Annotated in this window: 18 protein-coding genes and 1 pseudogene; 8 read left to right on the top strand and 11 right to left on the bottom strand. The window is 64.2% G+C overall.

Features of this window, described 5'->3' with window-relative positions; all coding sequences use genetic code 11:
* Positions 1-40: 40 nt before the first annotated feature.
* From hutU to hutC, 3 genes are all read right to left on the bottom strand, one after another.
* Complete coding sequence (gene hutU / locus RAM80_RS19100) at positions 41-1,720, bottom strand: urocanate hydratase (protein WP_416422012.1); 1,680 nt, start codon at positions 1,718-1,720, stop codon at positions 41-43.
* 336 nt (positions 1,721-2,056) lie between these two features.
* Entirely contained in the window at positions 2,057-2,623 is a 567-nt protein-coding gene (locus tag RAM80_RS19095) for a HutD family protein (protein WP_416422011.1), read from the bottom strand.
* On the bottom strand, positions 2,620-3,330 hold the full coding sequence (hutC, locus tag RAM80_RS19090) for a histidine utilization repressor (protein WP_416427524.1): 711 nt from the start codon (positions 3,328-3,330) through the stop codon (positions 2,620-2,622). The genes RAM80_RS19095 and hutC overlap by 4 nt, the downstream gene beginning before the upstream one ends.
* Positions 3,331-3,485: 155 nt before the next feature.
* On the opposite strand from hutC, the gene RAM80_RS19085 reads away from it, so the two are divergent.
* Entirely contained in the window at positions 3,486-4,850 is a 1,365-nt protein-coding gene (locus RAM80_RS19085; RefSeq protein WP_416422010.1) for a formimidoylglutamate deiminase, read from the top strand.
* Positions 4,851-4,964: 114 nt separating this feature from the next.
* Here the strand turns inward: RAM80_RS19085 and RAM80_RS19080 are convergent, their stop codons facing one another.
* Positions 4,965-5,543 carry a lipocalin family protein gene (locus RAM80_RS19080; protein ID WP_416422009.1) on the bottom strand — a complete coding sequence of 193 codons (579 nt, stop codon included), beginning with the start codon at positions 5,541-5,543 and terminating at the stop codon, positions 4,965-4,967.
* Positions 5,540-5,794 carry an outer membrane protein assembly factor BamE domain-containing protein gene (gene bamE / locus RAM80_RS19075; RefSeq protein WP_416422008.1) on the bottom strand — a complete coding sequence of 85 codons (255 nt, stop codon included), beginning with the start codon at positions 5,792-5,794 and terminating at the stop codon, positions 5,540-5,542. The genes RAM80_RS19080 and bamE overlap by 4 nt, the downstream gene beginning before the upstream one ends.
* Positions 5,795-6,037: 243 nt before the next feature.
* Here bamE and RAM80_RS19070 point away from each other — a divergent pair.
* Together RAM80_RS19070 and RAM80_RS19065 are read left to right on the top strand one after the other, a co-directional pair.
* Positions 6,038-7,075, top strand: a pseudogene (locus RAM80_RS19070) (cache domain-containing protein); the annotation flags it as partial.
* A 90-nt stretch (positions 7,076-7,165) separates the two neighbouring features.
* On the top strand, positions 7,166-7,930 hold the full coding sequence (locus RAM80_RS19065; protein WP_416427523.1) for a methyl-accepting chemotaxis protein: 765 nt from the start codon (positions 7,166-7,168) through the stop codon (positions 7,928-7,930).
* Between the two features lie 141 nt (positions 7,931-8,071).
* Here the strand turns inward: RAM80_RS19065 and RAM80_RS19060 are convergent, their stop codons facing one another.
* From RAM80_RS19060 to RAM80_RS19045, 4 genes are all read right to left on the bottom strand, one after another.
* Positions 8,072-9,082: a class 1 fructose-bisphosphatase gene (locus RAM80_RS19060; RefSeq protein ID WP_027979868.1), complete on the bottom strand. Its 1,011-nt coding sequence runs from the start codon at positions 9,080-9,082 to the stop codon at positions 8,072-8,074.
* A 173-nt stretch (positions 9,083-9,255) separates the two neighbouring features.
* Complete coding sequence (locus tag RAM80_RS19055) at positions 9,256-10,614, bottom strand: DUF3999 domain-containing protein (RefSeq protein WP_416422007.1); 1,359 nt, start codon at positions 10,612-10,614, stop codon at positions 9,256-9,258.
* A 10-nt stretch (positions 10,615-10,624) separates the two neighbouring features.
* Positions 10,625-13,339, bottom strand: coding sequence for a DUF2339 domain-containing protein (locus tag RAM80_RS19050; protein WP_416422006.1), 2,715 nt, complete (start codon positions 13,337-13,339; stop codon positions 10,625-10,627).
* Positions 13,340-13,537: 198 nt separating this feature from the next.
* The gene (locus RAM80_RS19045; RefSeq protein WP_416422005.1) at positions 13,538-15,988 is read right to left on the bottom strand and encodes a glycogen/starch/alpha-glucan phosphorylase; all 2,451 of its coding nucleotides are present in this window, start codon (positions 15,986-15,988) and stop codon (positions 13,538-13,540) included.
* 201 nt (positions 15,989-16,189) lie between these two features.
* Between RAM80_RS19045 and RAM80_RS19040 the strand changes: the two genes are divergently transcribed.
* Positions 16,190-16,594 carry a YkgJ family cysteine cluster protein gene (locus RAM80_RS19040; protein ID WP_416422004.1) on the top strand — a complete coding sequence of 135 codons (405 nt, stop codon included), beginning with the start codon at positions 16,190-16,192 and terminating at the stop codon, positions 16,592-16,594.
* Positions 16,595-16,756: 162 nt separating this feature from the next.
* On the opposite strand, the gene typA is transcribed toward RAM80_RS19040, so the two are convergent.
* Positions 16,757-18,577 carry a translational GTPase TypA gene (gene typA, locus RAM80_RS19035; protein ID WP_027979873.1) on the bottom strand — a complete coding sequence of 607 codons (1,821 nt, stop codon included), beginning with the start codon at positions 18,575-18,577 and terminating at the stop codon, positions 16,757-16,759.
* A 139-nt stretch (positions 18,578-18,716) separates the two neighbouring features.
* Positions 18,717-20,171, bottom strand: coding sequence for a tRNA uracil 4-sulfurtransferase ThiI (thiI, locus tag RAM80_RS19030; RefSeq protein ID WP_416422003.1), 1,455 nt, complete (start codon positions 20,169-20,171; stop codon positions 18,717-18,719).
* Between the two features lie 332 nt (positions 20,172-20,503).
* Between thiI and glnA the strand changes: the two genes are divergently transcribed.
* From glnA to RAM80_RS19010, 4 genes are all read left to right on the top strand, one after another.
* On the top strand, positions 20,504-21,910 hold the full coding sequence (glnA, locus tag RAM80_RS19025; RefSeq protein WP_416422002.1) for a glutamate--ammonia ligase: 1,407 nt from the start codon (positions 20,504-20,506) through the stop codon (positions 21,908-21,910).
* 134 nt (positions 21,911-22,044) lie between these two features.
* Positions 22,045-22,584 carry a chorismate mutase gene (locus RAM80_RS19020; RefSeq protein ID WP_416422001.1) on the top strand — a complete coding sequence of 180 codons (540 nt, stop codon included), beginning with the start codon at positions 22,045-22,047 and terminating at the stop codon, positions 22,582-22,584.
* A 204-nt stretch (positions 22,585-22,788) separates the two neighbouring features.
* Entirely contained in the window at positions 22,789-23,325 is a 537-nt protein-coding gene (locus tag RAM80_RS19015; protein WP_416422000.1) for a DUF4124 domain-containing protein, read from the top strand.
* Positions 23,322-23,927 carry a DUF4124 domain-containing protein gene (locus tag RAM80_RS19010; protein ID WP_416421999.1) on the top strand — a complete coding sequence of 202 codons (606 nt, stop codon included), beginning with the start codon at positions 23,322-23,324 and terminating at the stop codon, positions 23,925-23,927. Before RAM80_RS19015 ends, RAM80_RS19010 begins: the two co-directional genes overlap by 4 nt.
* Positions 23,928-24,152 lie beyond the last annotated feature (225 nt).

Genomic DNA, 24,152 nt, shown 5'->3' with positions numbered 1-24,152 from the left:
CTGAAAAGCTCGCTGGCAAGCCAGCTCCCACAACTGTGGATTAGCCTTTGATCATAGGCAGGTTCAGGCCCTGCTCCCTGGCGCAGTCGATGGCGATCTGGTAGCCGGCATCGGCGTGGCGCATGACGCCGGTGGCCGGGTCGTTGTGCAGCACGCGGGCGATGCGCTCGGCGGCTTCATCGGTGCCGTCGCAGACGATGACCATGCCCGAGTGCTGGCTGAAGCCCATGCCCACGCCGCCGCCGTGGTGCAGCGACACCCAGGTGGCGCCGCTGGCGGTGTTCAGCAGGGCGTTCAGCAGTGGCCAGTCGGACACGGCGTCGCTGCCGTCCTGCATGGCTTCGGTTTCGCGGTTGGGGCTGGAGACCGAACCCGAGTCCAGGTGGTCGCGGCCGATCACTACCGGGGCAGACAGCTCGCCACGACGGACCATTTCGTTGAACGCCAGGCCCAGCTTGGCGCGCTGGCCCAGGCCCACCCAGCAGATACGCGCCGGCAGGCCCTGGAAGCTGATGCGCTCGCGCGCCATGTCCAACCAGTTGTGCAGGTGGTCGTCGTCCGGGATCAGTTCCTTGACCTTGGCGTCGGTCTTGTAGATGTCCTCGGCGTCGCCCGACAGCGCAGCCCAGCGGAATGGGCCGATGCCGCGGCAGAACAGCGGGCGGATGTAGGCTGGCACGAAGCCTGGGAAATCGAAGGCGTTGGCCACGCCCTCTTCCTTGGCCATCTGGCGGATGTTGTTGCCGTAGTCGAAGGTGGGGATGCCCTGCTGCTGGAAGTCGAGCATGGCTTGCACGTGCACGGCCATGGACTGCTTGGCGGCTTTCACCACGGCGGCCGGGTCGGTCTGCGCGCGGTCGCGGTACTGTTCCCAGGTCCAGCCGGCGGGCAGGTAGCCGTTGAGCGGGTCGTGGGCGCTGGTCTGGTCGGTGACCATGTCCGGGCGTACGCCACGCTTCACCAGCTCCGGCAGGATCTCGGCGGCGTTGCCCAGCAGGGCGATGGAGATGGCCTTGCCTTCGGCAGTGTATTTGGCGATGCGCGCCAGGGCGTCGTCCAGGTCGGTGGCCTGCTCGTCGACGTAGCGGCTGGCCAGGCGGAAATCAATGCGGCTCTGCTGGCATTCGATGTTCAGCGAGCTGGCACCGGCCAGGGTCGCGGCCAGCGGCTGCGCGCCACCCATGCCGCCCAGGCCGGCGGTCAGTACCCACTTGCCCTTGAGGCTGCCGTTGTAGTGCTGGCGGCCGGCTTCGACGAAGGTTTCGTAGGTGCCCTGGACGATGCCCTGGCTGCCGATGTAGATCCAGCTGCCGGCGGTCATCTGGCCGTACATGGCCAGGCCCTTGGCGTCCAGTTCGTTGAAGTGCTCCCAATTGGCCCAGTGTGGCACCAGGTTGGAGTTGGCGATCAGCACGCGCGGGGCGTTGCTGTGGGTCTTGAACACGCCTACCGGCTTGCCCGACTGCACCAGCAGGGTTTCGTCGTCATTGAGGTTGGTCAGGCTCTCGACGATCTTGTCGTAGCACTCCCAGTTGCGCGCCGCGCGGCCGATGCCGCCGTACACCACCAATTCCTTGGGGTTCTCGGCCACCTGCGGGTCGAGGTTGTTCATCAGCATGCGCAGCGGCGCTTCCGTCAGCCAGCTCTTGGCGGTCAGCTTGTTGCCGCGGGCGGCACGGATTTCAACGTCACGGAATTTGTTTTGGGCATTGTCAGTCACGAACGAGACTCCTCAGCATTGAGTGCACTGTTCCGTGCACGTATTTACTTGTACATACAAGCATATGCAATTGAGTTGCCAAGTTTTCGGCAGCGGGGCTGTCGGGGGGGGGCTGAAGGCAGGCTGGAAGCGGGTTGCGAGGCGATGAAAAAAATTTTCGAGGCGTTTGGCGGCGCTGAAGGCCACCCACCCAAGTGGGAATTTTGCGCCCCCATGGGGCAAACGGTAACAAAATGGTGCACCCCACCGTAACCGTAGCAGCTGCCGAAGGCGGCGTCCGACGGCGGCCGTGCGGTGCGCCGGGACGCGGCCTGGGGCCGCTGCTACGGGGGGTTTTTAGAGCGGGGAGATTTCGATCAGGCAGCAGTGGCCATCGATGGCCAGCTCGGTGAGGGCGGCGGTTTCGATCTGCAGGCAGTCGTACAAGCCAAGGATGTGGGTGGTGGCGTCGGCCTTCACGGTCAGCGCGTCTGCCACGCTGAACACCAGCACCGTGTGCGCCGCGCTGAACAGCCGTTGCGGCGCTTCCAGCCATTGCAGGCGGGCGCGGTAGCGGGCCGGCGCGTAGATCAGGTTGAAGTCACGAATGGCACCGCCCACCAGCGCGCACGCCACCGCGCTGTCACCCTTGAAGGCAAAGGCATCGAACGGCTGCAGCTCGCGGCTGGCTTCGCCGTCCACGGTCAGCACCATGCCCGCGCCCTGCAGCACGGTGATCACCCGCTGGTAGCCGGCAAAGCTGGAAAAGCCGCCCGACTCGCCAATGTCGGCGATCGACAGGCGCCAGCCGAAGCCGTCCAGGCCGTCGCCGCCGTCGCGGGTGATTTCCTCGGTGCTGCCGCCGCCATTCTTCCACGGCATGCGTGGGTAGCCGGCGGCGCGCAGGTGCTTGATGCTGTTCATTTGCTGAACCTTCCTTCCAGGCGGTGACGGGAGCCGGGGTGGATCAGCCGCGCGGCCGTTACCGGCGTACGCCCCGACCAGGTGCGGCGGCGAATCAGCAGGCAGGGTTCGCCCGGCTCGATCTGCAGCAGCTTGCACTCCGACGGATCGGCCAGGATTGCCTCGACCACGTGCTCGCCCTCGGTCAGCGGTGCGACCCTGGACAGGTAAGCGTAGGGCGTTTCCTGGGTAAAGTCCTGCTTGAGGTAGTCCGGCGCCACCACCGCATTCACGTAGCGGTCTTCGATCTGCACGGCGATGTCGTTCTCGAAATGCACGATCAACGAGTGGAACACCTTCTGCCCTTCGCGCATGTCCAGCGCCAACGCGCGCTCGGAACCGGCGGCCTCCTCGGCCAGCATGATCACCTGGCAGCGGTGGCGATGGCCGCGCGAGGCGATTTCATCGGCGATGTTGTGCACCTCGAACAGCGCCGACTGGCTCTTGGGCTCGGCCACGAACGTGCCCACGCCCTGCATGCGCACCAGCAGGCCTTCGGCAGTGAGTTCGCGCAGGGCGCGGTTGATGGTCATGCGGCTGAAACCCAGCTGGGTGACCAGCTCGCTTTCGGAGGGCACGCGATGGTGCGGCGGCCAGGTGCCGTTCTGGATCTGCCCGGCGATCATCTGTTTGACGCGGGCATAGAGCGGTGCCGGACTTTCGCCCATCTGGGCAACCAGTGGAGAAACTACGGGCGGAGTCGACACGGGAAATCCTTCTGTTAAGCCAATCTGAATCGATAGATGGATAGCTTGCCGCAGTTTACCGGGCAGGCAAACGTCTGTATATGTATATACAAATAAACCTGATGAGGTAAGTGTCGATGTCCGCTTTCTTTGCCGAACGTGCGTTGTTGCCCACCGGCTGGGCCGAAAAGGTCCGCATCGAGGTGGGCGCCGACGGCCTGATCACCCAGCTGCAGGCCAACGCCAGTGCCGAGAACGCCACGCCTCTGAAGGGCCCGCTGCTGCCGGGCATGCCCAACCTGCACTCCCACGCCTTCCAGCGCGCCATGGCCGGCCTTGCCGAAGTGGCCGGCAACCCCAACGACAGCTTCTGGACCTGGCGCGACCTGATGTACCGCCTGGTGGGCAAGATCAGCCCCGAGCAGTTGGGCGTCATCGCCCGCCAGCTGTACATCGAGATGCTCAAGGCCGGGTACACCTCGGTGGCCGAATTCCACTACGTGCACCACGACCAGCAAGGCAAGGCCTATGCCGACCCGGCCGAGCTGTCGCGGCAGATCAGCCAGGCAGCGGCCAGCAGCGGCATCGGCCTGACCCTGCTGCCGGTGCTGTACAGCCATTCCGGCTTCGGCGGCCAGGCACCCAATGACGGTCAGCGGCGCTTTATCAACAGCACCGAGGGCTACCTGCGGCTGCAGCAGCAGTTGGCGCCGATCGTCGCCGAACAGCCGGCCCAGCGCCTGGGCCTGTGCTTCCACTCCCTGCGCGCGGTGACGCCCGAGCAGATTAACCAGGTGCTGGCCGCCAGCGACCCAGGCGCGCCGGTGCACATCCACATCGCCGAGCAGATGAAAGAGGTCAACGACTGCCTGGCCTGGAGCGGCAAGCGCCCGCTGCAGTGGCTGTACGACAACGTGCCGGTGGATGAACGCTGGTGCCTGGTGCACGCCACCCACGCCGACGCCGACGAAGTGCAGCGCATGGCGCACAGCCGCGCCGTGGCCGGGCTGTGCCTGACCACCGAGGCCAACCTGGGCGACGGTATCTTCCCCGCAGTGGACTTCCTGGCCCAGGGCGGGCGCATGGGCATCGGCTCCGACAGCCATGTGTCACTGAGCGTGGTGGAGGAACTGCGTTGGCTGGAATACGGCCAGCGCCTGCGCGACCAGCGCCGCAACCGCCTCTACGGCGCCGAGCAGCCCATGGTTGGCCGCACCCTGTACGACGCCGCCCTGCAAGGCGGCGCCCAGGCGCTGGGGCAGGCCATTGGCGAATTGCGCGTAGGCGCCCGCGCCGACTGGCTGGTGCTGGATGGCGACGACCCGTACCTGGCCACCGCCAGCGGCGACGGCATTCTCAACCGCTGGCTGTTTGCCGGCGGCGACCGCCAGGTGCGGGACTTGTGGGTAAACGGCAAGCAGGTGGTCAGCGAAGGCCGGCATGCGCAAGAGCGCGCAAGCGCCACGGCCTTCGCCCAGGTGCTACGCGACCTCCTTAACTGACCTGTAGCCGCTGCCGCCAGGCTGCGCTGGGCCTGTGCCCCACTGAACATCTCCAGCGCACAAAAAGGCCAGCGCAGCCTGGCGGCAGCGGCTACGGGTGTACGGGTGTACGGGTTATTTGCCGACTTCAGAGTCCTTGGCGCGCCAGATCAGCTTGGTGGTGTCGTAACCCTGCTGCTGCGCCTTGGCCAGCAGCTCTTCACGCACCTCGCGCGAAACCGTTGGCGTGCGCGACAGCAGCCACAGGTACTTGCGGTCCGGGTTGCCGACGATGGCCTGCTTGTAGTCGTCGCTCACGTACAGCACCCAGTAGTCGCCCTTGGCCACGCCCGGCAGGATCTTCGAGAACCAGTTGTCGAACACCACCCACAGCTTGTCGGTTTTGCCCGGCACCTGCGGCGACGCCGTGCCGGTGGCTTCTTCCCACTCACCGCTGGCGGTGCGGCAACGGTTGAGCACGGCGATGTTGCCGTCAGGCTTGAGGCGGTAATGCGCCTCGGACTGCACGCAGTTGCGCTGGAAGAACATGGGCAGGCGCGCCAGCTCATACCAGGTGCCCTGGTAACGCTTGAGGTCCACCTGCTCCTCGGTGCGCGGCGCCAGCGGGTCGCTGGCCTTGTTGGCGCAGCCGGCCAGCAACGCACCTGCCGCCAGGCCGCCCAGCAGCATGGCCACCATCTTCAAGCGGCTCATTTGAGGCCCTGCCCCGAGTACATCACTACCTTGTCACCGGCGTACTGCACGCTGATGAAGCTGTTCTTGTCACCCCAGGTGCAACTGGACATGCCCAGCGCGCCGGAGCAATCGGTGGGGCTGCCCAGCAGCTTCTCGATTTCAGGTTTGGTCATGCCCGCCTTGATCTGTGAATAGTTTTCCTGGTTGATCTTGTTGCATGCGGCGAGCAACACGCAGAACGACAACAGGGCGAGGGAACGCAAAGACATGAAAGGTCACTCCTGGACAGTAGTGCCGGCTTGGCTGCCAGCTAGAGCTTAGAAGAGAAAACCGCGATCTGGTTCCCGGCCACCCCGGGCATTTATGCCAGCCCCGCCCTGCCCGCCGGTCAACTCACCAAACCGTACATTAATCTTCACGAAGTTTCGGCCGACAGTAGATAGCGCTATCTGCGTGCATCTGGCAGATTGCCACCCCCGTTTGATCAGCCCCTTTGCGTACAGATCACCCCAATGACAAAAAACCTGAAATTCAGCCACAAGATCCTGATCGCGGCCGCTCTCATCGTCGCCCTGGCGTTCTCCTGCTTCATGGCGTTCAACGACTACCGCCAGCGCGCCACGCTGCACGAGAACACCGAAGCCTCGATGAAGCAGCTGGGCACCCTGACCACCAGCAACATCCAGACGTGGCTGGAAAGCCGCATCCAGCTGCTGCAGTCCCTTGGCCAGCAAGTGGCAGTGGATGGCGACTCGGCGCCAAGCCTGGCGCGCAGCGTGGGCCTGCCGGCCTACTCCAGCAACTTCCAGCTGACCTACTTCGGCGGCCAGAACGGCGTGATGTTCTCGGTGCCTGCGGGCAACCGCGCGGCTGACTACGATCCGCGCCAGCGCGGCTGGTTCAAGGCGGCCAACGCGGCCCAGCAGACCATCGTCACCGAGCCCTACATCGCCGCCTCCTCGGGCAAGCTGGTGATTACCATCGCCACCCCGGTGCGCCATGACAACCAGTTCATCGGCGTAGCCGGCGCGGACATTGACCTGACCAGCATCAGCGACATCATCAACTCGCTGAACTTCGGCGGCCATGGCCACGCCTTCATCGTCACCGGCGACGGCAAGATTCTTATCCACCCGGACGTGAAGCTGGACCTCAAAAGCCTGTCGGAAGCTTATCCACAGGGCGCCCCGCAGGTGTCGCCGGGCCTCAAGGAGGTGGAGCTGAACGGCAAGACCCAGTTCATCTCCTTCACCCGCGTGAACGGCGTGCCGTCGGCCGACTGGTACGTGGCGCTGGTGCTGGACAAGGACGCCGCCTACGCCATGCTCGGCGAATTCCGCAACTCGGCGCTGGTGGCCACGGTGATCGCCGTGGTGATCATCATCGCCCTGCTGGGCCTGCTGATTCGCGTGCTGATGGAGCCGCTGCACGTGATGGGCCGCGCCATGCACGACATCGCCGAAGGCGAAGGTGACCTGACCAAGCGCCTGGTGATCCACGCCCACGACGAATTCGGCACCCTGGCGCAATCGTTCAACCGCTTCGTGGAACGCATCCACGAATCGATTCGCGAGGTGTCTTCGGCCACCGGCCGCGTCAACGAGGTAGCCCTGCAGGTGGTGAGCGCCTCCAACTCGTCGATGCTCAACTCCGACCAGCAGGCCAGCCGCACCAGCAGCGTCGCCGCGGCCATCAACGAACTGGGCGCCGCCGCCCAGGAAATCGCCCAGAACGCAGCACTCGCCTCGCAGCACTCCAGCGACGCGCGCAGCCTGGCCGAAGATGGCCAGCAGGTGGTGAACAAGACTATCGAGGTGATGGGCCAACTGTCGGCGAAGATCAGCGACTCGTGCGGCAATATCGAGACCCTGAACGCCAACACCGTGAACATCGGCCAGATCCTCGAAGTGATCACCAGCATCTCCCAGCAGACCAACCTGCTGGCGCTGAACGCCGCCATCGAAGCCGCCCGTGCCGGTGACGCCGGCCGTGGCTTCGCCGTGGTGGCCGACGAGGTGCGCAACCTGGCGCACCGCACCCAGGACTCGGCGCAGCAGGTGCAGAAAATCATCGAGGAACTGCAGGTAGGCGCCCGCGAAGCCGTGGGCACCATGACCGAAAGCCAGAGCCAGAGCGAGCAAAGCGTGGGCATCGCCAACCAGGCCGGCGAGCGCCTGGGCAGCGTGACCCAGCGCATCGGCGAGATCGACGGCATGAACCAGTCGGTGGCCACCGCCACCGAGGAGCAGACCGCCGTGGTGGAGGCCATCAACATGGACATCACCGAGATCAACACGCTGAACCAGGAAGGCGTGGAAAACCTGCAATCCACCCTGCGCGCGTGCAGCGAGCTGGAGCAGCAGGTGTCGCGGTTGAAGCAGCTGGTGGGCAGCTTCCGCATCTGAAAACAAAAATGCCCCCAGTGATGGGGGCATTTTTTTGCGCCAGACTCGTAGCCGCTGCCGCCAGGCTGCGCTGGCCCTCAACCTCACTGAAGATCTCCAGCGGGGATGAGGACCAGCGCAGCCTTCGGCAGCGGCTACAAATTATTCCTTGTGGTACGCGGTCACGCGCTCCACTTCCTGCTTGGAACCCAGGAACACCGCCACGCGCTGGTGCAGGCCTTCAGGCTGGATGTCGAGGATGCGCTGGTGGCCGTCGGTGGACGCGCCGCCAGCCTGTTCCACCAGGAACGACATCGGGTTGGCTTCGTACATCAGGCGCAGCTTGCCTGGCTTCTCTGGCTCACGGCCGTCGCGCGGGTACATGAACAGGCCGCCACGGGTGAGGATACGGTGCACGTCGGCCACCATGGAGGCGATCCAGCGCATGTTGTAGTTCTTCTTCAACGGGCCTTCTTCACCCGCGGTCAGCTCGCTGACGTAACGCTTCACCGGGGCTTCCCAGTGGCGCTGGTTGGACATGTTGATGGCGAACTCGGCGGTGGTTTCCGGGATGCTGATGTTTTCGTGGGTCAGCACGAAGCTGCCCATCTCGCGGTCCAGGGTGAAGCCCTTGACGCCGTTGCCCAGGGTCAGGATCAGCATGGTCTGCGGGCCGTAGATGGCGTAGCCGGCAGCGACCTGCTCAGTACCTTTCTGCAGGAAAGCCTGCTCGTTGAGGCTGTCGTTCTGGGTCAGGTACTCGGTTGGGCAACGCAGTACCGAGAAGATGGTACCTACCGACACGTTGACGTCGATGTTCGACGAGCCGTCCAGCGGGTCGAACACCAGCAGGTAGGCGCCTTTGGGGTATTGGCCCGGGATCTGGTAGGCATTGTCCATTTCCTCGGACGCCATGCCGGCCAGGTGGCCGCCCCATTCGTTGGACTCCAGCAGGATGTCGTTGGACAGCACGTCCAGCTTCTTCTGCACTTCGCCCTGCACGTTTTCAGTGCCCATGCTGCCCAGCACGCCGCCCAGGGCGCCCTTGGACACAGCGTGGCTGATCTCTTTGCATGCGCGCGCCACCACTTCGATAAGGAAGCGCAGATCGGCAGGGGTCTTGTTGCTGCGGGTCTGCTCAATCAAATAGCGACTCAGGGTAACGCGGGACATGGACGGCTCCGGAGAATGGGGTGGGGAAAAACCCGCGCAGTTTACAGGCTCATTCACAACCTAGCGAGCGATAGGGGCGCGGTTCCAGCCCTTCAGACCGGGCTGTAACGATAAAGGTTCACGCCACCCGCTCAAGCGTAGTCCGAAAATGCCCGCGGGTGACGCTTATGGCCTCACTGGCCGCCGGGTTTTGCCCGCACCAGGCTGTATGCCATGGCCGCCAGCGCCAGCACGCCGACCACCAGCACCAGCCACAGGCTGATGTGTTTCCAGTTGGACGATGGCGCCGCGGCCACCGGTGGCGGCGGCGCGACGATTACCGGCGTCACGGCGGGCTCGGCGACGCCCAGGGCGGCCATGCGCTGCTCGTCCACGTCGGGTATCAGCGTGCCCAAGGGCAGCTGCGCACTGACCGCATTCGGGTTGCCGATGGCCAGGCGGTAAGGGCCAGCGCCCCGCGCCAGGAACACCAGTTGCACCGGCCGTACCGCCACGCGCAGCAGCGGCGCCTCGGCACCCAGGCCACCGCCGCGGTCGTCCACCTCCAGTTTGAGCTGGCGCAGGGTCTCGCCGCGCATGGGCAGTTCGCTCTGCACGGCGTCCTGGCCGTTCTGGGTCAGGCGGTAGAGCAGGCCGCTTTCCAGCGGTTCCCAGCTGCCATTGAGGTCGTAACGGCCGAACAGGTCGACCGGGGCCAGGCTGTTGGGCTGGTCCAGGTCGATCTGCACCCGTTCCACCGCCAGCGCCGCTGGCAGCATCCAGACGTACTGGTTGGCCTTGGCGCTGCTGCCCTTGATCGGCTCCGACCACACCAGCGGTGGCGGCACATGGCTGCTGGCGCTGCTTTGCACCAGCACCTGGCTGAGCACCGGCGCCGACTGTGGCACTTGCCACAACAGGCGCAGGTAGCGCGCCGGCAGGCCCGGCAGGCTGACTTCATGTTGCTCGATGCGTTCGTCGGCGAACGACAGCCGCGCCACCTGCCCTTCGCCCCAGGGGCGCCAATGCTGCAGGTCGTCGCTGGCCTCGATAGTGAAACGCTGGAAGCCTTCGCGCTCGCTGCTCCAGTCCAGGCTCAGCTGGTTCAAGGGTTCCTTGATGGCGCTGGTGTCCAGCAGCCAGCCGCGCAGCACCTCTTCACCGGCTTCCAGTTCCTCGTCGGGCTGCACCTCGATCAGGCTGCCGTTGGGGCCGGTCTGCACCCGCACCTTGGGCGTGCCCGGCGCGGTTTCGGCGTCATCGTACAGCGGGAACCACTTCACGCTGGCCTGGTGCTCGCTTTGCCCATGGCGCGCCGGCTCGTGCACCAGGGCATAGGCCTGGGGCTCGCCGGCGGCGTTGAACACGCGAATATCACCCAGGTCCGCCTGCCGCGCGCCCAACTGCAAGGCCAGCGGCAGCTCCAGGCGGTACCACGGGCCTTGGCCACTGGTGCTCAGCGGCACCTGGTTGGCGAAGTCTTGCGGTTGCTCCTGGGCCATGGCCGACAGCACGGCACACAAGCCCATTACCCCACACCACGTCTTGATCATGTGCCCCATATCAGGAATCGGCCCCCGCCGTTTCAATTCGCCGTGGCGGCAGCGGAGCGAAATACCCCACCACCAGCAACAGCACGCCCACCCCAATGAACGAGACGATCCGGGCCAGGCCGCCATGATTGCTCAGTTCGACGAAGAACAGCTTGGCCACCACTACCGCGATAAGCCCCGCCCCCACCAGCCACACCTTGCGCCGCCCGCGCAGGTGCCCACCAATCATCAGGCCCAGGGCCACCAGCGTCCACACCAGTGACAGGCTGGCCTGCACCAGCATCGAGGCCAGCAAGGCCTGTAGATCATAGGGCAAGCCGGCGTAATGGTGGGCGGTGCGCAGGACCATGGCGGTGAGCACCGCGAACAGCGAGGCGCCCAGCAACCAGTTCACCGGCCCGCGTACCCCCAGGCTGCGCAGGCGGCTGTCGAAGTGCCGCGCCCAGACGAACAGGGCGTAGATCACCAGCAGCAGGCCCAGCTCCAGTGGGTTCACCAGCGGCACGTACGGCAGCGGCTCGGCCGAGCCGTCGCTGAAGCAGTTGGCCAGCCACAGCCAGCCCAGCATGCCACACGCCAAGGGCCAGGCGGCCCACCAGCGGTAGGCCTGTGGATAACTGGCCAGCGGCCACGGCCATTCGCGCGGGCTGGCCATGGCCAGCAGGAACAGCGCCGGGAACACCGCCCAGCCCAGCCAGCGCCAGGCGTTGTAGTAGCCGGCCAGCTGTTCCAGGCCGTAGCTCAGCTCCAGCGCCAGCAGGGCAATCAACAACCAGGCGCCGAGCACATGGCTGATGGTCAGCACGCGGCTGCCCAGCCACTCGGGCAGGCGCCGCAGCGACCAGAAATGCACCACCAATACCGCCGGCCAGGCCAGCCAGCCAAGGTCGGCGGCGACGTGGAAACTGTGCCCCCAACCATAGGGCAGCAGCAGCCAGGCCAGCGGCACCAGCAGCAGCGCCCCGTGCGCCAGGCCTGGCCAGCGCAGCCGCGGTGCCAGGGCGCTGGCCACGGCGCCGCTGGCGCTGAAGGCCAGCAGCAGCGCCGCCGTGTCCAGCGGCCAATTCACCCAGCGCGCCACCCCGCTGACACACGCCAGCAACCACCACAGCCCGCCCCACACCAGCAGCACCACGCCCAGGCCGCTGCCAGGCCGTTCGGCATGCTGGCGCCAGGCACAGACCAGGCCGGCGACGGCCAGCAGCAAGGCGCTGAACGCCAGGTCACCGGTGACCGCCAGGTACGGCGACAGGCTCCAGGCGAACAGGCAGCAGCCGGCAGCCCCCAGTTGCAGCAGCAAGGCAAACCAGCACGCCAGGCGTCGTTGCTGGCGCAGCCCCAGCCAGTACAGCCCCGCGCCTTCCAGGGCCCAGGCGCTGCTGGTCCAGTGCGCGTCCAGGCCCAGGGGAATGGCCAGGCTGGTGAAGATCACCGCCAACGCCAGGCAGGTTTCGGTCAGCAGCGTGGCGCGTTGCGGGGCCCTGCGGGCCAGCAGCCAGGCCAGCACCATGTAGATCGCGCCCAGGCCCAGGGCGCTGAACGCCGCGCCGAACGGCAGGTGATGGACCAGCGCCCATTGCAGGCCGAAGCCCACCAGCGGCGGCCCGAACAGGATGGTGCCATGCACGTAGTCGCCCTGGCGCGCCGCCCAGCGCAGCAGCGTGGCGCGGTCGGCGTCGGCAGGCGGCGCTGGGCTATCCAGCAGGGTGCGGCGGGCGAACAGCAGGCCGATGGCCAGGTACATGGCGAAGAACAGCCACAGGAAGGGTGCCGTGCTCCAGAACAGCTCGGGCGTATAGGCGCGCACCCCCCAGGCGAAACCGACGCCGAAGGTGCCGGCGAAGCCGATCAGGTTCAGCAGGCGCCAGGCCTTGAACCAGGCAATGGCGAGGATGCCGGCGTTGAGCAAGGCGAAATAGCTGAACAGCGCCACATGGCTGCCGGCCCCGGTGGATGCGAGGATAGGCGCGGCAAAGCCGCCCAGGGCCGCCGCGCAAGCCAGGCCCAGGGCATCCTGCAGCACCGCCAGGATGGCCGAGAACACCGTGATAGCCACCAGCAGGGCCATGGCCGGGCCGGGGTCGATCAGCGCATGCAGGCGCATGGCAGCGAAGATGGTCAGGTACAGCACGCCCACGCCAGCACCTTGCAGCAGCAGGCCGTAGCCGCGGCGTTTCAGCCGCAGCCACCAGCCCAGCCCCAGCAGCGCCAGGGCGCTGGCGGCGACGCCGGCGTAGCGCAGTTCCACCGGCACCACGACGTTTTCGGTGGCGTAGCGCAGCAGGAACGCCAGGCCCAGGAACAGCAGCACCAGGCCCACGCGCAGCACGGTGTTGCCGCCCAGCAGCCAGCCGCGGGCGGCCGCGAAGGCCTTGCCGAAGAGATCGGGTTCGCCAGGTGGCCGGGGCTCGGTGGCCCAGGCGTTGGCAGTGACAGGCTCGGGAGCGGCTTCGGGCGGGGTTGCGGGCAACTCCCATTCCAGCTCCGCGGCTGCTTCGGGGGCGGGAGCAGGCGCTACCACCGGCGCAGGCCCTTCCAGCGCCTGCAACCGCAGCTGCAAGGCCGTCAGCGCCCGGGCTTGTTCCTCGCTGCGACGCGTAAGCGTGGCAAGCCGCAAGGCCTGGCCCAGGCCCAGCCCCAACAGCCCACCAATGAGCGCGCCGTCGATGGATTCATCGAACGCACCACCCAACGCAAGGCCCAGCAACAGCAGTACCCATTGCATGATCGATTTCCCTAACCGGTGTCACAAGTCCATGGCAGGGCGACAGTATATCGGGTAGGGCTGCATGTGCCCTGCAAAACCGTAGCCGCTGCCGCAGGCTGCGCTGGCCATGGTGTGCACTGAAGATTTCCAGCGTACATGAGGGCCAGCGCAGCCTGCGGCAGCGGCTACGCGGGCGGCGTCGCTGCGGCAGTCGCGTTACTCCAGCGCCTTCCAGATCTCCTCGGCGTATTCGCGAATGGTGCGGTCGGACGAGAACCAGCCAGTGCGCGCGGTGTTCAGCACCGCCGAGCGCCACCAGCGGTCCGGGTCGTGCCACAGGTCTTCCACGCGCTTCTGCGCGTCCCAGTAGGCGTCGAAGTCGGCGCACACCAGGAAACGGTCGTAGGCGATCAGGCCGTCGATCAGCCCGGCATAGCGCGACGAATCGTCCGGCGAGAACACCCCGCCGCGAATCGCCTGCAACACGTCGTTGAGGCGGTGGGACGCGGCGATGTCACCGCTGGCGTTGAACTCCCCGGCGCGCTTGCGCGCTTCGACCTGCTGGGCGGTCAGGCCGAAGATGAACATGTGCTCGGTGCCGATCAGGTCGCTCATCTCGACGTTGGCGCCGTCCATGGTGCCGATGGTCAGCGCGCCATTGAGGCCGAACTTCATGTTGCTGGTACCCGAGGCCTCATAGCCGGCGGTAGAGATCTGCTCGGACAGGTCGGCCGCCGGAATGATGCTTTCGGCCAGGCTGACGTTGTAGTTGGGCAGGAACACCACCTTCAGCAGGCCGCGCACGGTGGGGTCGTTGTTGACGGTGCGGGCGATGTCGTTGGCCAGCTTGATGATCAGCTTGGCCTGGTGGTAGCTGGCGGCCGCCTTGCCGGCGAAGATCTTCACCCGCGGCACCCAGTGCGTGCCCGGCTCGGCACGAATGGCCTGGTACAGCGCCACCGTGTGCAGCAGGTTGAGCAACTGGCGCTTGTACTCGTGGATACGCTTCACCTGCACGTCGAACATGGCCTCGGGGTTGATGGCCACGCCCAGGCGGTCCTGGATGATGCGCGCCAGGGCCTTCTTGCTGCTCAGGCGCTGGGCGGCGAAACGTTTGCGGAACTCGGGCTTGTCGGCGAAGGGTTCGAGGTCCTTGAGGCGCTGCTCGGGATGGTCGAGCACGTCCTCGCCCAGGGCATCCACCAGCATCGAGGTCAGCTCGCCGTTGGACTGGAACAGCCAGCGGCGGAAGGTGATGCCGTTGGTCTTGTTGTTGATGCGGTCGGGGTACAGCTTGTGCATTTCGGCGAACACGGTACTGCGCATCAGCTTGGTGTGCAGCGCCGAAACGCCGTTGACGCTGTGCGAGCCCAGGAACGCCAGGTTGCCCATGCGCACGCGGCGGCCGTTGTCTTCCTCGATCAGCGACACCGCGCGCAGCACGTCGAAGTCATGGATGCCTTTGGCCCGCAGCGAATCGATGTGGTAGGCGTTGATCAGGTAGATGATCTGCATGTGCCGCGGCAGCATGCGCTCCATCAGGCCCACCGGCCAGGTTTCCAGCGCCTCGGGCAGCAGGGTGTGGTTGGTATAGGCCAGGGTGTTGACGGTGATGTTCCAGGCGGTGTCCCAGGCCAGGCCGTGGGTGTCCACCAGCAGGCGCATCAGCTCGGCCACGGCGATGGAGGGGTGGGTGTCGTTGAGCTGGATGGCGGCGCCGTCGGCCAGGTTCAGCAGCGAGGGGTGGATGTTCTGATGGCGGCGCAGCAGGTCCTGCAGCGAGGCCGAGACGAAGAAGTATTCCTGGCGCAGGCGCAGCTCCTGGCCGGCCTCGGTGCTGTCGGCCGGGTAGAGTACCCGCGAGATGCTTTCGGCGCGGGCCACTTCGGCCACGGCGCCCAGGTGGTCACCGGCGTTGAAGCGTTCCAGGTGCAGCTCCTCCAGGGCCCGCGCCCGCCACAGCCGCAGGGTATTCACGCTGGAACCGCGCCAGCCCACTACTGGCGTGTCATACGCCACCGCCCGCACGGTCTCGGCGGGCCACCACACTTGTTTCTGCTGGCCGCCGGCGTCCTGCACGGTTTCCACGTGGCCGCCGAAGCTGATCGGGTAGATCACCTCGGGGCGCTCGAACTCCCAGGGGTTGCCGAAATCCAGCCAGTTCTCGGTCTGCTCCTGCTGCCAGCCGTCGACGATGGCCTGGCGGAACAGCCCGTGTTCGTAGCGAATGCCGTAGCCGTGGGCAGCGATGCCCAGGGTCGACATGCTCTCCATGAAGCAGGCCGCCAGCCGGCCCAGGCCGCCGTTGCCCAGGGCCGCGTCGGGCTCCAGCAGGCGGATGCGCTCCAGGTCCACGCCCAGGTCGGTGAGCGCCTCCTTGGCGATATCCAGCAGCCCCAGGTTGCTGAGGCTGTCGTACAGCAGCCGGCCGATCAGGAATTCCAGGGACAGGTAGTACACCCGCTTCTGCGCCTTGCGGTAGATCTGCCGGGTGTGGTCCATCCAGTGCTCGACCATATGGTCGCGGGCCGCCAGGGCGATGGCTTCGAACCAGTCGTGATCAAAGGCATGATCCGGGTCCTTACCTACCGCGTATGTGAGTTTTGCGAGTACAGCGGCGCGAAATTCGGCCACCTCTGCGTCACGGACAAGCGGTTCCTGAGACATTGATGCGTCCTCGGGGAAGTTGACGGATTTTTAGGATGGGGTTGTCTGAGCCTAGACGGTTCGACAGGAGGTGAAAGGCCAGGTTCGCGCTTTTCTGTAAGAACCACGAAACACCCGCGGGTGAAACCGGCAAATGGTTGTTCACAATTTCACCAGTCCCGGTATCATCGCGCGCCCGATTACCCCGAAAAACCGAACCCGATGAAGACCACCCTGATAGCCGCTGCCGAAGTCGACCGCCTGGAGACCTGGCAGAAATTCACCCAGCCCATGTGCGGCGCCTGCATGTCGACCTGCTGCACCCTGCCCGTGGAGGTGAAGATCAAGGATCTGGTACGCATCGGCGTGGTGGACGAATTCGAACTGGGCGACCCGCCGAAGAACATCGCCAAGCGCCTGCAGAAGGACGGCATCGTCGAGCGCTTCAACCAGAAGTCGGGCATCTTCACCCTGCAGCGCATGAGCAACAACGACTGCCTGTACCTGGACCGCAAGAGCCGCCTGTGCACCATCTACGACAAGCGCCCGGATACCTGCCGCAACCACCCGCGCGTAGGCCCGCGGCCTGGGTATTGCGCGTACAAGCCAAAGCCCGCGACGTTCTAAACCGCCTGTGGGAGCTGGCTTGCCAGCGAGCTTTTTGGGCATCAACAGCTCGCTGGCAAGCCAGCTCCCACATAAGCGTGTTGCGACTACAGATTTGTAAAGACATAAAAAAACGCCCCCGGCCTTTCGACCGGGGGCGTTTTTCATTCAGCGAAAGCTAGATCAAGCCTTGGCTTTCTTGGCAGCGCGGGTACGCTCGCTTTCGTCCAGGATCTTCTTGCGAAGACGGATGGACTTAGGAGTGACTTCGCACAGCTCGTCTTCCTGGATGTATTCCAGGGCCTGTTCCAGGGTGAAGCGAACAGGTGGAACCAGGGCGATGGTTTCGTCTTTACCCGAAGCACGCATGTTGTCGAGCTTCTTGCCCTTGGTAGGGTTCACGCCCAGGTCGTTGTCGCGGCTGTTCTGGCCGACGATTTGACCGTTGTAGATCTCCTGGCCGTGTTCCACGAACAGCTTGCCACGAGCCTGCAGGGTTTCCAGCGAGTAGGTCAGAGCCTTGCCGGTTTCAACCGAAACCAGAACGCCGTTCGAACGGCCGGACATGTGGCCCGACTTGACGGTGTCGTAACGGTCGAAGATCGAGGTCAGGATGCCAGCACCGTTGGTCAGGGTCAGGAACTGGTTACGGAAACCAATCAGGCCGCGAGCAGGGATGTTGTATTCCAGACGAACACGGCCCTTGCCATCCGGCACCATGTTGGTCAGGTCGCCTTTACGCAGGCCCATCTCTTCCATGACCTTGCCCTGAGCTTCTTCAGGGATGTCGATGGTCACGTTTTCGAACGGCTCTTGCTTGACGCCGTCGACTTCGCGAATGATCACTTCCGGACGGCCCAGGGCCAGCTCGAAGCCTTCGCGACGCATGGTTTCGATCAGTACCGACAGGTGCAGCTCACCACGGCCCGACACCTTGAACTTGTCAGCCGAGTCGCCTTCTTCAACGCGCAGTGCAACGTTGTACAGCAGCTCTTTGTCCAGACGGTCCTTGATGTTACGCGAGGTCACGAACTTGCCTTCTTTACCGCAGAATGGCGAGTCGTTTACCTGGAAGGTCATGGAAACGGTTGGCTCGTCGACGGTCAGCGGCTTCATGGCTTCGACGGTCAGTGGGTCGCACAGGGTGTCGGAGATGAACAGCTCGTCGAAACCGCTGATGCAGACGATGTCGCCGGCAGCGGCTTCTTCTACGTCGATGCGGTGCAGGCCGTGGTGACCCATCAGCTTCAGGATACGACCGTTGCGGCGCTTGCCGTCGGCGCTGATAGCCACAACCGGGGTGTTAGGCTTGACGCGACCGCGAGCGATACGGCCAACGCCGATGACGCCCAGGAAGCTGTTGTAGTCCAGAGCCGAGATCTGCATCTGGAACGCGCCGTCACGGTCGACGGCTGGAGCTGGCACGTGATCCACGACCGCCTGGTACAGCGGGGTCATGTCTTCGGCCATGTCGGTGTGGTCCAGGCCGGCGATGCCGTTGATGGCCGAGGCGTAGACGACTTTGAAGTCCAGCTGTTCGTCGGTGGCACCCAGGTTGTCGAACAGATCGAAGATCTGGTCCAGAACCCAATCAGGACGCGCGCCCGGACGGTCGATCTTGTTGATCACGACGATCGGCTTCAGACCGGCTTCGAAGGCCTTCTTGGTCACGAAGCGAGTTTGCGGCATAGGGCCGTCTTGAGCGTCAACCAGCAGCAGAACGGAGTCGACCATCGACATAACGCGTTCTACTTCACCGCCGAAGTCGGCGTGGCCGGGGGTGTCGACGATGTTGATGTGGTAGCCATTCCAGTTGATGGCGGTGTTCTTCGCCAGAATGGTAATACCGCGCTCTTTCTCCTGGTCGTTGGAGTCCATCACGCGCTCGTCGTTGAGCTCGTTGCGCTCCAGGGTGCCCGATTGACGCAGCAGTTTGTCTACCAGGGTGGTTTTACCATGGTCAACGTGAGCGATGATGGCGATGTTACGTAGATTTTCGATCACTTGTGTATCTCGATCAGAGGATTCGGTGTGCTGACAGGTTGTGACAGCGATTTGACTTAGAGTCCCGCAAAGCCGTTACAGCTTTACGGTGGCGTCGGGGGGCCGGTGACGCAGGCCACAGGCAAACAGCCCCGGGCGCTTAGCTCGGTCGATAAACGCGCACATTGGCATGTCCCTCACTGAGCAAGTGGTGGGCATGCAGGCGACTCATCACGCCTTTGTCGCAATACAGCAGGTACTGACGGGTGGGGTCCAGTTCCTTGAAACGGCTGTTCAGTGCATAGAACGGCAGTGCCTTGACCTCGATGCCTTCGAGTTCAAGGGGCTCGTCTTCCTGGGCGTCCGGATGCCGAATGTCGATGATCACCTGCCCGGCCAGGGCCTGGGCGACTTCCTCGATTTCGATGTCCTGGCCCAATTCATCGATCACATTGTCGATGGAAACGAGCTTGGCGCGTTCCAGGGCCCGCTCCAGCACGGCCATGTCGAACTGCTGTTCTTCATAGGCGACGCGGTGGGGCTTGGCCTTGGTGGTGGGGTTGACCGAAATCACCCCGCAATATTCAGGCATGTGCTTGGCGAAGTCGGCGGTGCCGATTTCGTTGGCCTGGTCAATGATGTCCTGCTTATGGCTGGCAAGCAATGGACGCAGCAGCAGCTTGTCGGTTGCCGCACTGATCACCGAGAGGTTCGGAAGCGTCTGGCTCGACACTTGCGAGATGGCCTCGCCGGTTACCAAGGCATCAATTTGCAGACGATCGGCCATGCGGCTGGCGGCGCGCAGCATCATGCGCTTGAGAATCACGCCCATGTGGCTGTTGTCGACCTTGCCCAGCAGCTCGCCCACCACTTCCTCGAACGGGATGCTGATGAACAGCACGCGCTGGGAGCTGCCGTATTTTTTCCACAGGAAGTGGGCGACTTCCATCACGCCCAGCTCGTGGGCACGGCCGCCCAGGTTGAAGAAGCAGAAGTGGGTCATCAGGCCGCGGCGCATCATCTGGTAGGCGGCTACGGTGGAGTCGAAGCCACCGGACATCAGTACCAGGGTCTGCTCCAGCGAGCCCAGCGGGTAGCCGCCGATGCCCTGGTGCTGGCTGTGGATGATGAACACGCGCTTGTCGCGGATCTCCAGGCGCACTTCCACGTCCGGGGTGCGCAGCTCGATGCCGGCGGCGCCGCACTGCTGGCGCAATTGGCTGCCAACATAACGGTCCACGTCCATGGAGCTGAAGGTGTGCTTGCCGGCGCGCTTGCAGCGCACGGCGAACATCTTGCCTGCCAGCAGGTGGCCGAAGTGCTGCTTGCACTGGGCGACCAGGTCATCCATGTCGCCCAGTGGGTATTCATCCACCTGCAGGAAATGGGTGATGCCGGGCACGCACTTGAGGCGCTCGATCATCTCGCGCTGGATTTTCGCATCTTCGATGCGGGTGACAACGGTGAGGTTGTCCCACACGCCATCCACCACCAGCTTCGGGTCCAGTTCACGGAGCACGACGCGGATGTTCTTGGCGAGCTGGCGAATGAAGTTCTTCCGAACGGGCCGGCTCTTGATGGTGATTTCTGGGAAGACTTTTACGATTAGTTTCATGAAAAACAGCGCGCGAGGTGCCAGCCGAAAAAGGGGGGGCAGGATTATAGCGGAAATTGCTCAGCTTTTAACCAGTTATCGTACAGAAGGTTTTCAGTGCACCTTTATGGTGCCTTAAGGATTGCTAGCGCTTCAAAACAGTGCGGCAAATCGGCGCATTTTGCCGAAAACAGGCCGAAATGCTTGGGTTTGGGGCAAAAAACCCATCTCGGGGCACTGGCATGCAAATTGCTCCCTTGTGAGGCAGGTTGCCTTGGCAGACTATTCGCGCCCGGCATCACCCAAATTACAGGGCTAACCACTACCAGCCCTTATTCACCCCGGAGGACAACATGTCGAAGTCGGTTCAACTCATCAAAGATCATGACGTCAAGTGGATTGATCTGCGCTTCACGGACACCAAGGGCACCCAGCACCACGTCACCATGCCAGCCCGTGACGCGCTGGAAGACGACTTCTTCGAAGTCGGCAAGATGTTCGACGGTTCCTCCATCGCTGGTTGGAAAGGCATCGAAGCCTCCGACATGATCCTGCTGCCGGACGACGAAACTGCCGTCCTGGACCCGTTCACCGAAGAGCCGACCCTGATCCTGGTCTGCGACATCATCGAACCTTCGACCATGCAAGGCTACGATCGCGACCCGCGCGCCATCGCCCACCGCGCCGAAGAATACCTGAAGTCGACCGGTATCGGTGACACCGTGTTCGCCGGCCCAGAGCCAGAATTCTTCATCTTCGACGAAGTGAAGTTCAAGTCCGACATCTCCGGTTCCATGTTCAAGATCTACTCGGAACAAGGTTCGTGGATGTCCGACCAGGACGTGGAAGGCGGTAACAAAGGCCACCGTCCAGGCGTGAAAGGCGGCTACTTCCCAGTTCCTCCGTTCGACCACGACCACGAAATCCGTACCGCCATGTGCAACGCACTGGAAGAGATGGGCCAGGTCGTTGAAGTTCACCACCACGAAGTGGCAACTGCTGGCCAGAACGAAATCGGCGTCAAGTTCAACACCCTGGTGAAGAAGGCCGACGAAGTCCAGACCCTGAAGTACGTTGTGCACAACGTTGCCGACGCCTACGGCCGTACCGCTACCTTCATGCCTAAGCCACTGTACGGCGACAACGGCTCGGGTATGCACGTACACATGTCCATCGCCAAAGATGGCAAGAACACCTTCGCTGGCGAAGGCTATGCCGGCCTGTCCGACACCGCCCTGTACTTCATCGGCGGTATCATCAAGCACGGTAAGGCCCTGAACGGCTTCACCAACCCGGCGACCAACTCGTACAAGCGTCTGGTCCCAGGCTTCGAAGCTCCAGTCATGCTGGCCTACTCGGCTCGCAACCGTTCGGCTTCGATCCGTATTCCTTACGTCAACAGCCCACGCGGCCGTCGTATCGAAGCACGCTTCCCGGATCCGGCTGCCAACCCATACCTGGCCTTCGCAGCACTGCTGATGGCCGGCCTGGACGGTATCCAGAACAAAATCCACCCTGGCGACGCCGCTGACAAAAACCTGTACGACCTGCCGCCTGAAGAGGCGAAAGAGATCCCACAAGTTTGCGGCAGCCTGAAAGAAGCCCTGGAAGAGCTGGACAAAGGTCGTGCGTTCCTGACCAAAGGCGGCGTTTTCAGCGACGACTTCATCGACGCTTACATCGCCCTGAAAAGCGAAGAAGAAATCAAGGTGCGCACCTTCGTGCACCCACTGGAATACGAGCTGTACTACAGCTGCTGATCCAGTGACGCTGGCGCAAGCCGCGTGATTTGAAAAAGGCCTCCTTCGGGAGGCTTTTTTTATGCCCGCCGGAACCCCCTGGCCGCTAGAATCGGCCCCTACCGTTCGTCACCAATAACAACATGAGTACGACAATGCGTAGAACCCTGCTGCTCACCGCCACCCTGTTCTCCAGCGCTGCCTTCGCCGCGCCGCCCGCCACCCTCGCGCCGCTGCTGGACAGCGTGCAACAACGCCTGGACATCGCCCCCAAGGTCGCCCTGACCAAATGGGACAACCACAAGCCGGTGCTCGACGCCCCGCGCGAGCGCGACGTGATCGCCGGCGCTGGCAAGCTGGCCGCCGAGTACAAGGTGGATGGCGCCCTGGCCGAACAGTTCTTCGCCGCGCAGATCGAGGCCAACAAGCTGGTGCAGTACGGCCTGCTGACCCAGTGGAACGCCAAAGGCGCCGCGCCTGATACGCCACGGGTAGACCTGGCCAAGGAGATCCGCCCGCAGCTGGACGTGCTGCAGAAGCAGCTGCTGGAGCGCCTGGCGGCGTTCGCGCCGTCGCGCGCCGACCCGCAGTGCCCACGCTGGGTGGCCAGCGCCATCGAGGCGCGCAAGGCTGATGCGCTGCAGCGCACGGCGCTGGTGCGGGCCACCGGCGAGTTGTGCGCCAGCCCTTCCTGACGCGCCCGTAGCAGCGGCCGCAGGCCGCGTCACAGGCACCGCTGGATGACAGGCAAACCCCAGCGCCCTCGGACGCAGCCTTCGGCAGCTGCTACGTGAGCCCGGCACGTTGCTACAAAGCCGAAACCATCCGTCGGCCATTCTGTTCTATGCTGGCACCTGGGCCGCAAGGCCGTTCCTTCCATGAACCGACAGGATGCGTTCATGCGCTCATGCCTTATCTGGGTACTGGTGCTGATGGCGTTGCCCGCTTTCGCGCAGATCTACAAATACACCGACGCCGAAGGCAACACCGCTTACTCCAACCAGCCGCCCGACGGCACCCGCTCGCAGACCGTGGAACTGCCACCGCTCAACAGCGTGGAACCGCAGGCCCCCATTGCGCCCATGGTGCCGGTGCCGCGCAGCCCTCGCAGCAACCAGCCCCAGCACGCCTACAACACCTTGCAGCTCACCGACATCCCCAGCGACGAAGCGCTGCGCGCCAACAACGGCACCTTCACCGTGGGCGTGCTGATCGACCCGCGCCTGCGCGACATCCACCGCTTGCGCCTGCTGCTCGACGACCAGCCCTACGGCCAGCCCACCAACGTGCCACGCCTGCAACTGGTGAACATCGACCGCGGCGACCACAGCCTGGCCGTGCAAGTGCTGTTCAATGACAAGGTGGTGCAGCAAAGCCCCACGGTCACCTTCACCCTGCAGCGCTACCACCTGCCACCCGCCGGAAAACGCCCATGAACCGCCTGCTGTCGGGCCTTGCATTGCTGGTGCTGAGCGCATCGGCCATGGCCCAGGTCTACACCTACATCGATGCCCAGGGTAACCGCGTCTACACCGACAAGCCCCACGCCAACGCCACCGTGGTGGACGTGCGGCCCAGCAACAGCATGAGCGCCACCCCGGTGCTGCCCACCCCGGCGCGCAAGCTGGCCAGGAAGCAGCCCGTGAGCCACTACGACATGCTGCGTATCCTCATTCCGGAACCGGACGCCAGCATCCATGACGCTTCCGGCAACATGATCGTGACCATCACCAGCGACCCGCCGCTGATGGCTAACCACGGCTACCGCCTGCTGATGGACGGCAACGTGGTCGCCGGCCCCGCGGTAAGCCCGGTGTTCGCGCTGAAGAACGTCGACCGCGGCACGCACCAGCTTGCAGCGGAGATCATCGACAACCATGAAACCGTGATCGAACGCACCCCGGCCCAGCCGTTCCACATGCAACGCATCTCGCTGATCCAGAAGCGCCGCAACAACCCCTGCAAGACCGAGGACTACGGCGTGCGCCCCGAATGCCCGCTCGCCGACAAGCCCGCCGACGACGAAGACAGCGAATGACACATCCAGCCGCTATAGTTTCCGCATCCGCTCTATTTTGGTGCGAATAGAACCGGTAAAGTCGGACGAACATCCCATTTTGGGTCAATCCTGAACGAGACCCTGCCCGCTGCGTCATTTAATGAGCAGTGAAAGCGCCATTTTCCGCCGGCCGCGCTTCTTTTCGGAGCTTTGGTTTAGTTCTTGCATTTTAAGGTGTATCAGCGGATTACCAGCCCGCGCCGC

The sequence above is a fragment of the Pseudomonas sp. App30 genome, assembly GCF_047947025.1.
GTDB lineage: Bacteria > Pseudomonadota > Gammaproteobacteria > Pseudomonadales > Pseudomonadaceae > Aquipseudomonas.
Note: the sequence above shows the minus strand (reverse complement) of the source record. Positions and strands in the feature narration are given on the sequence as shown.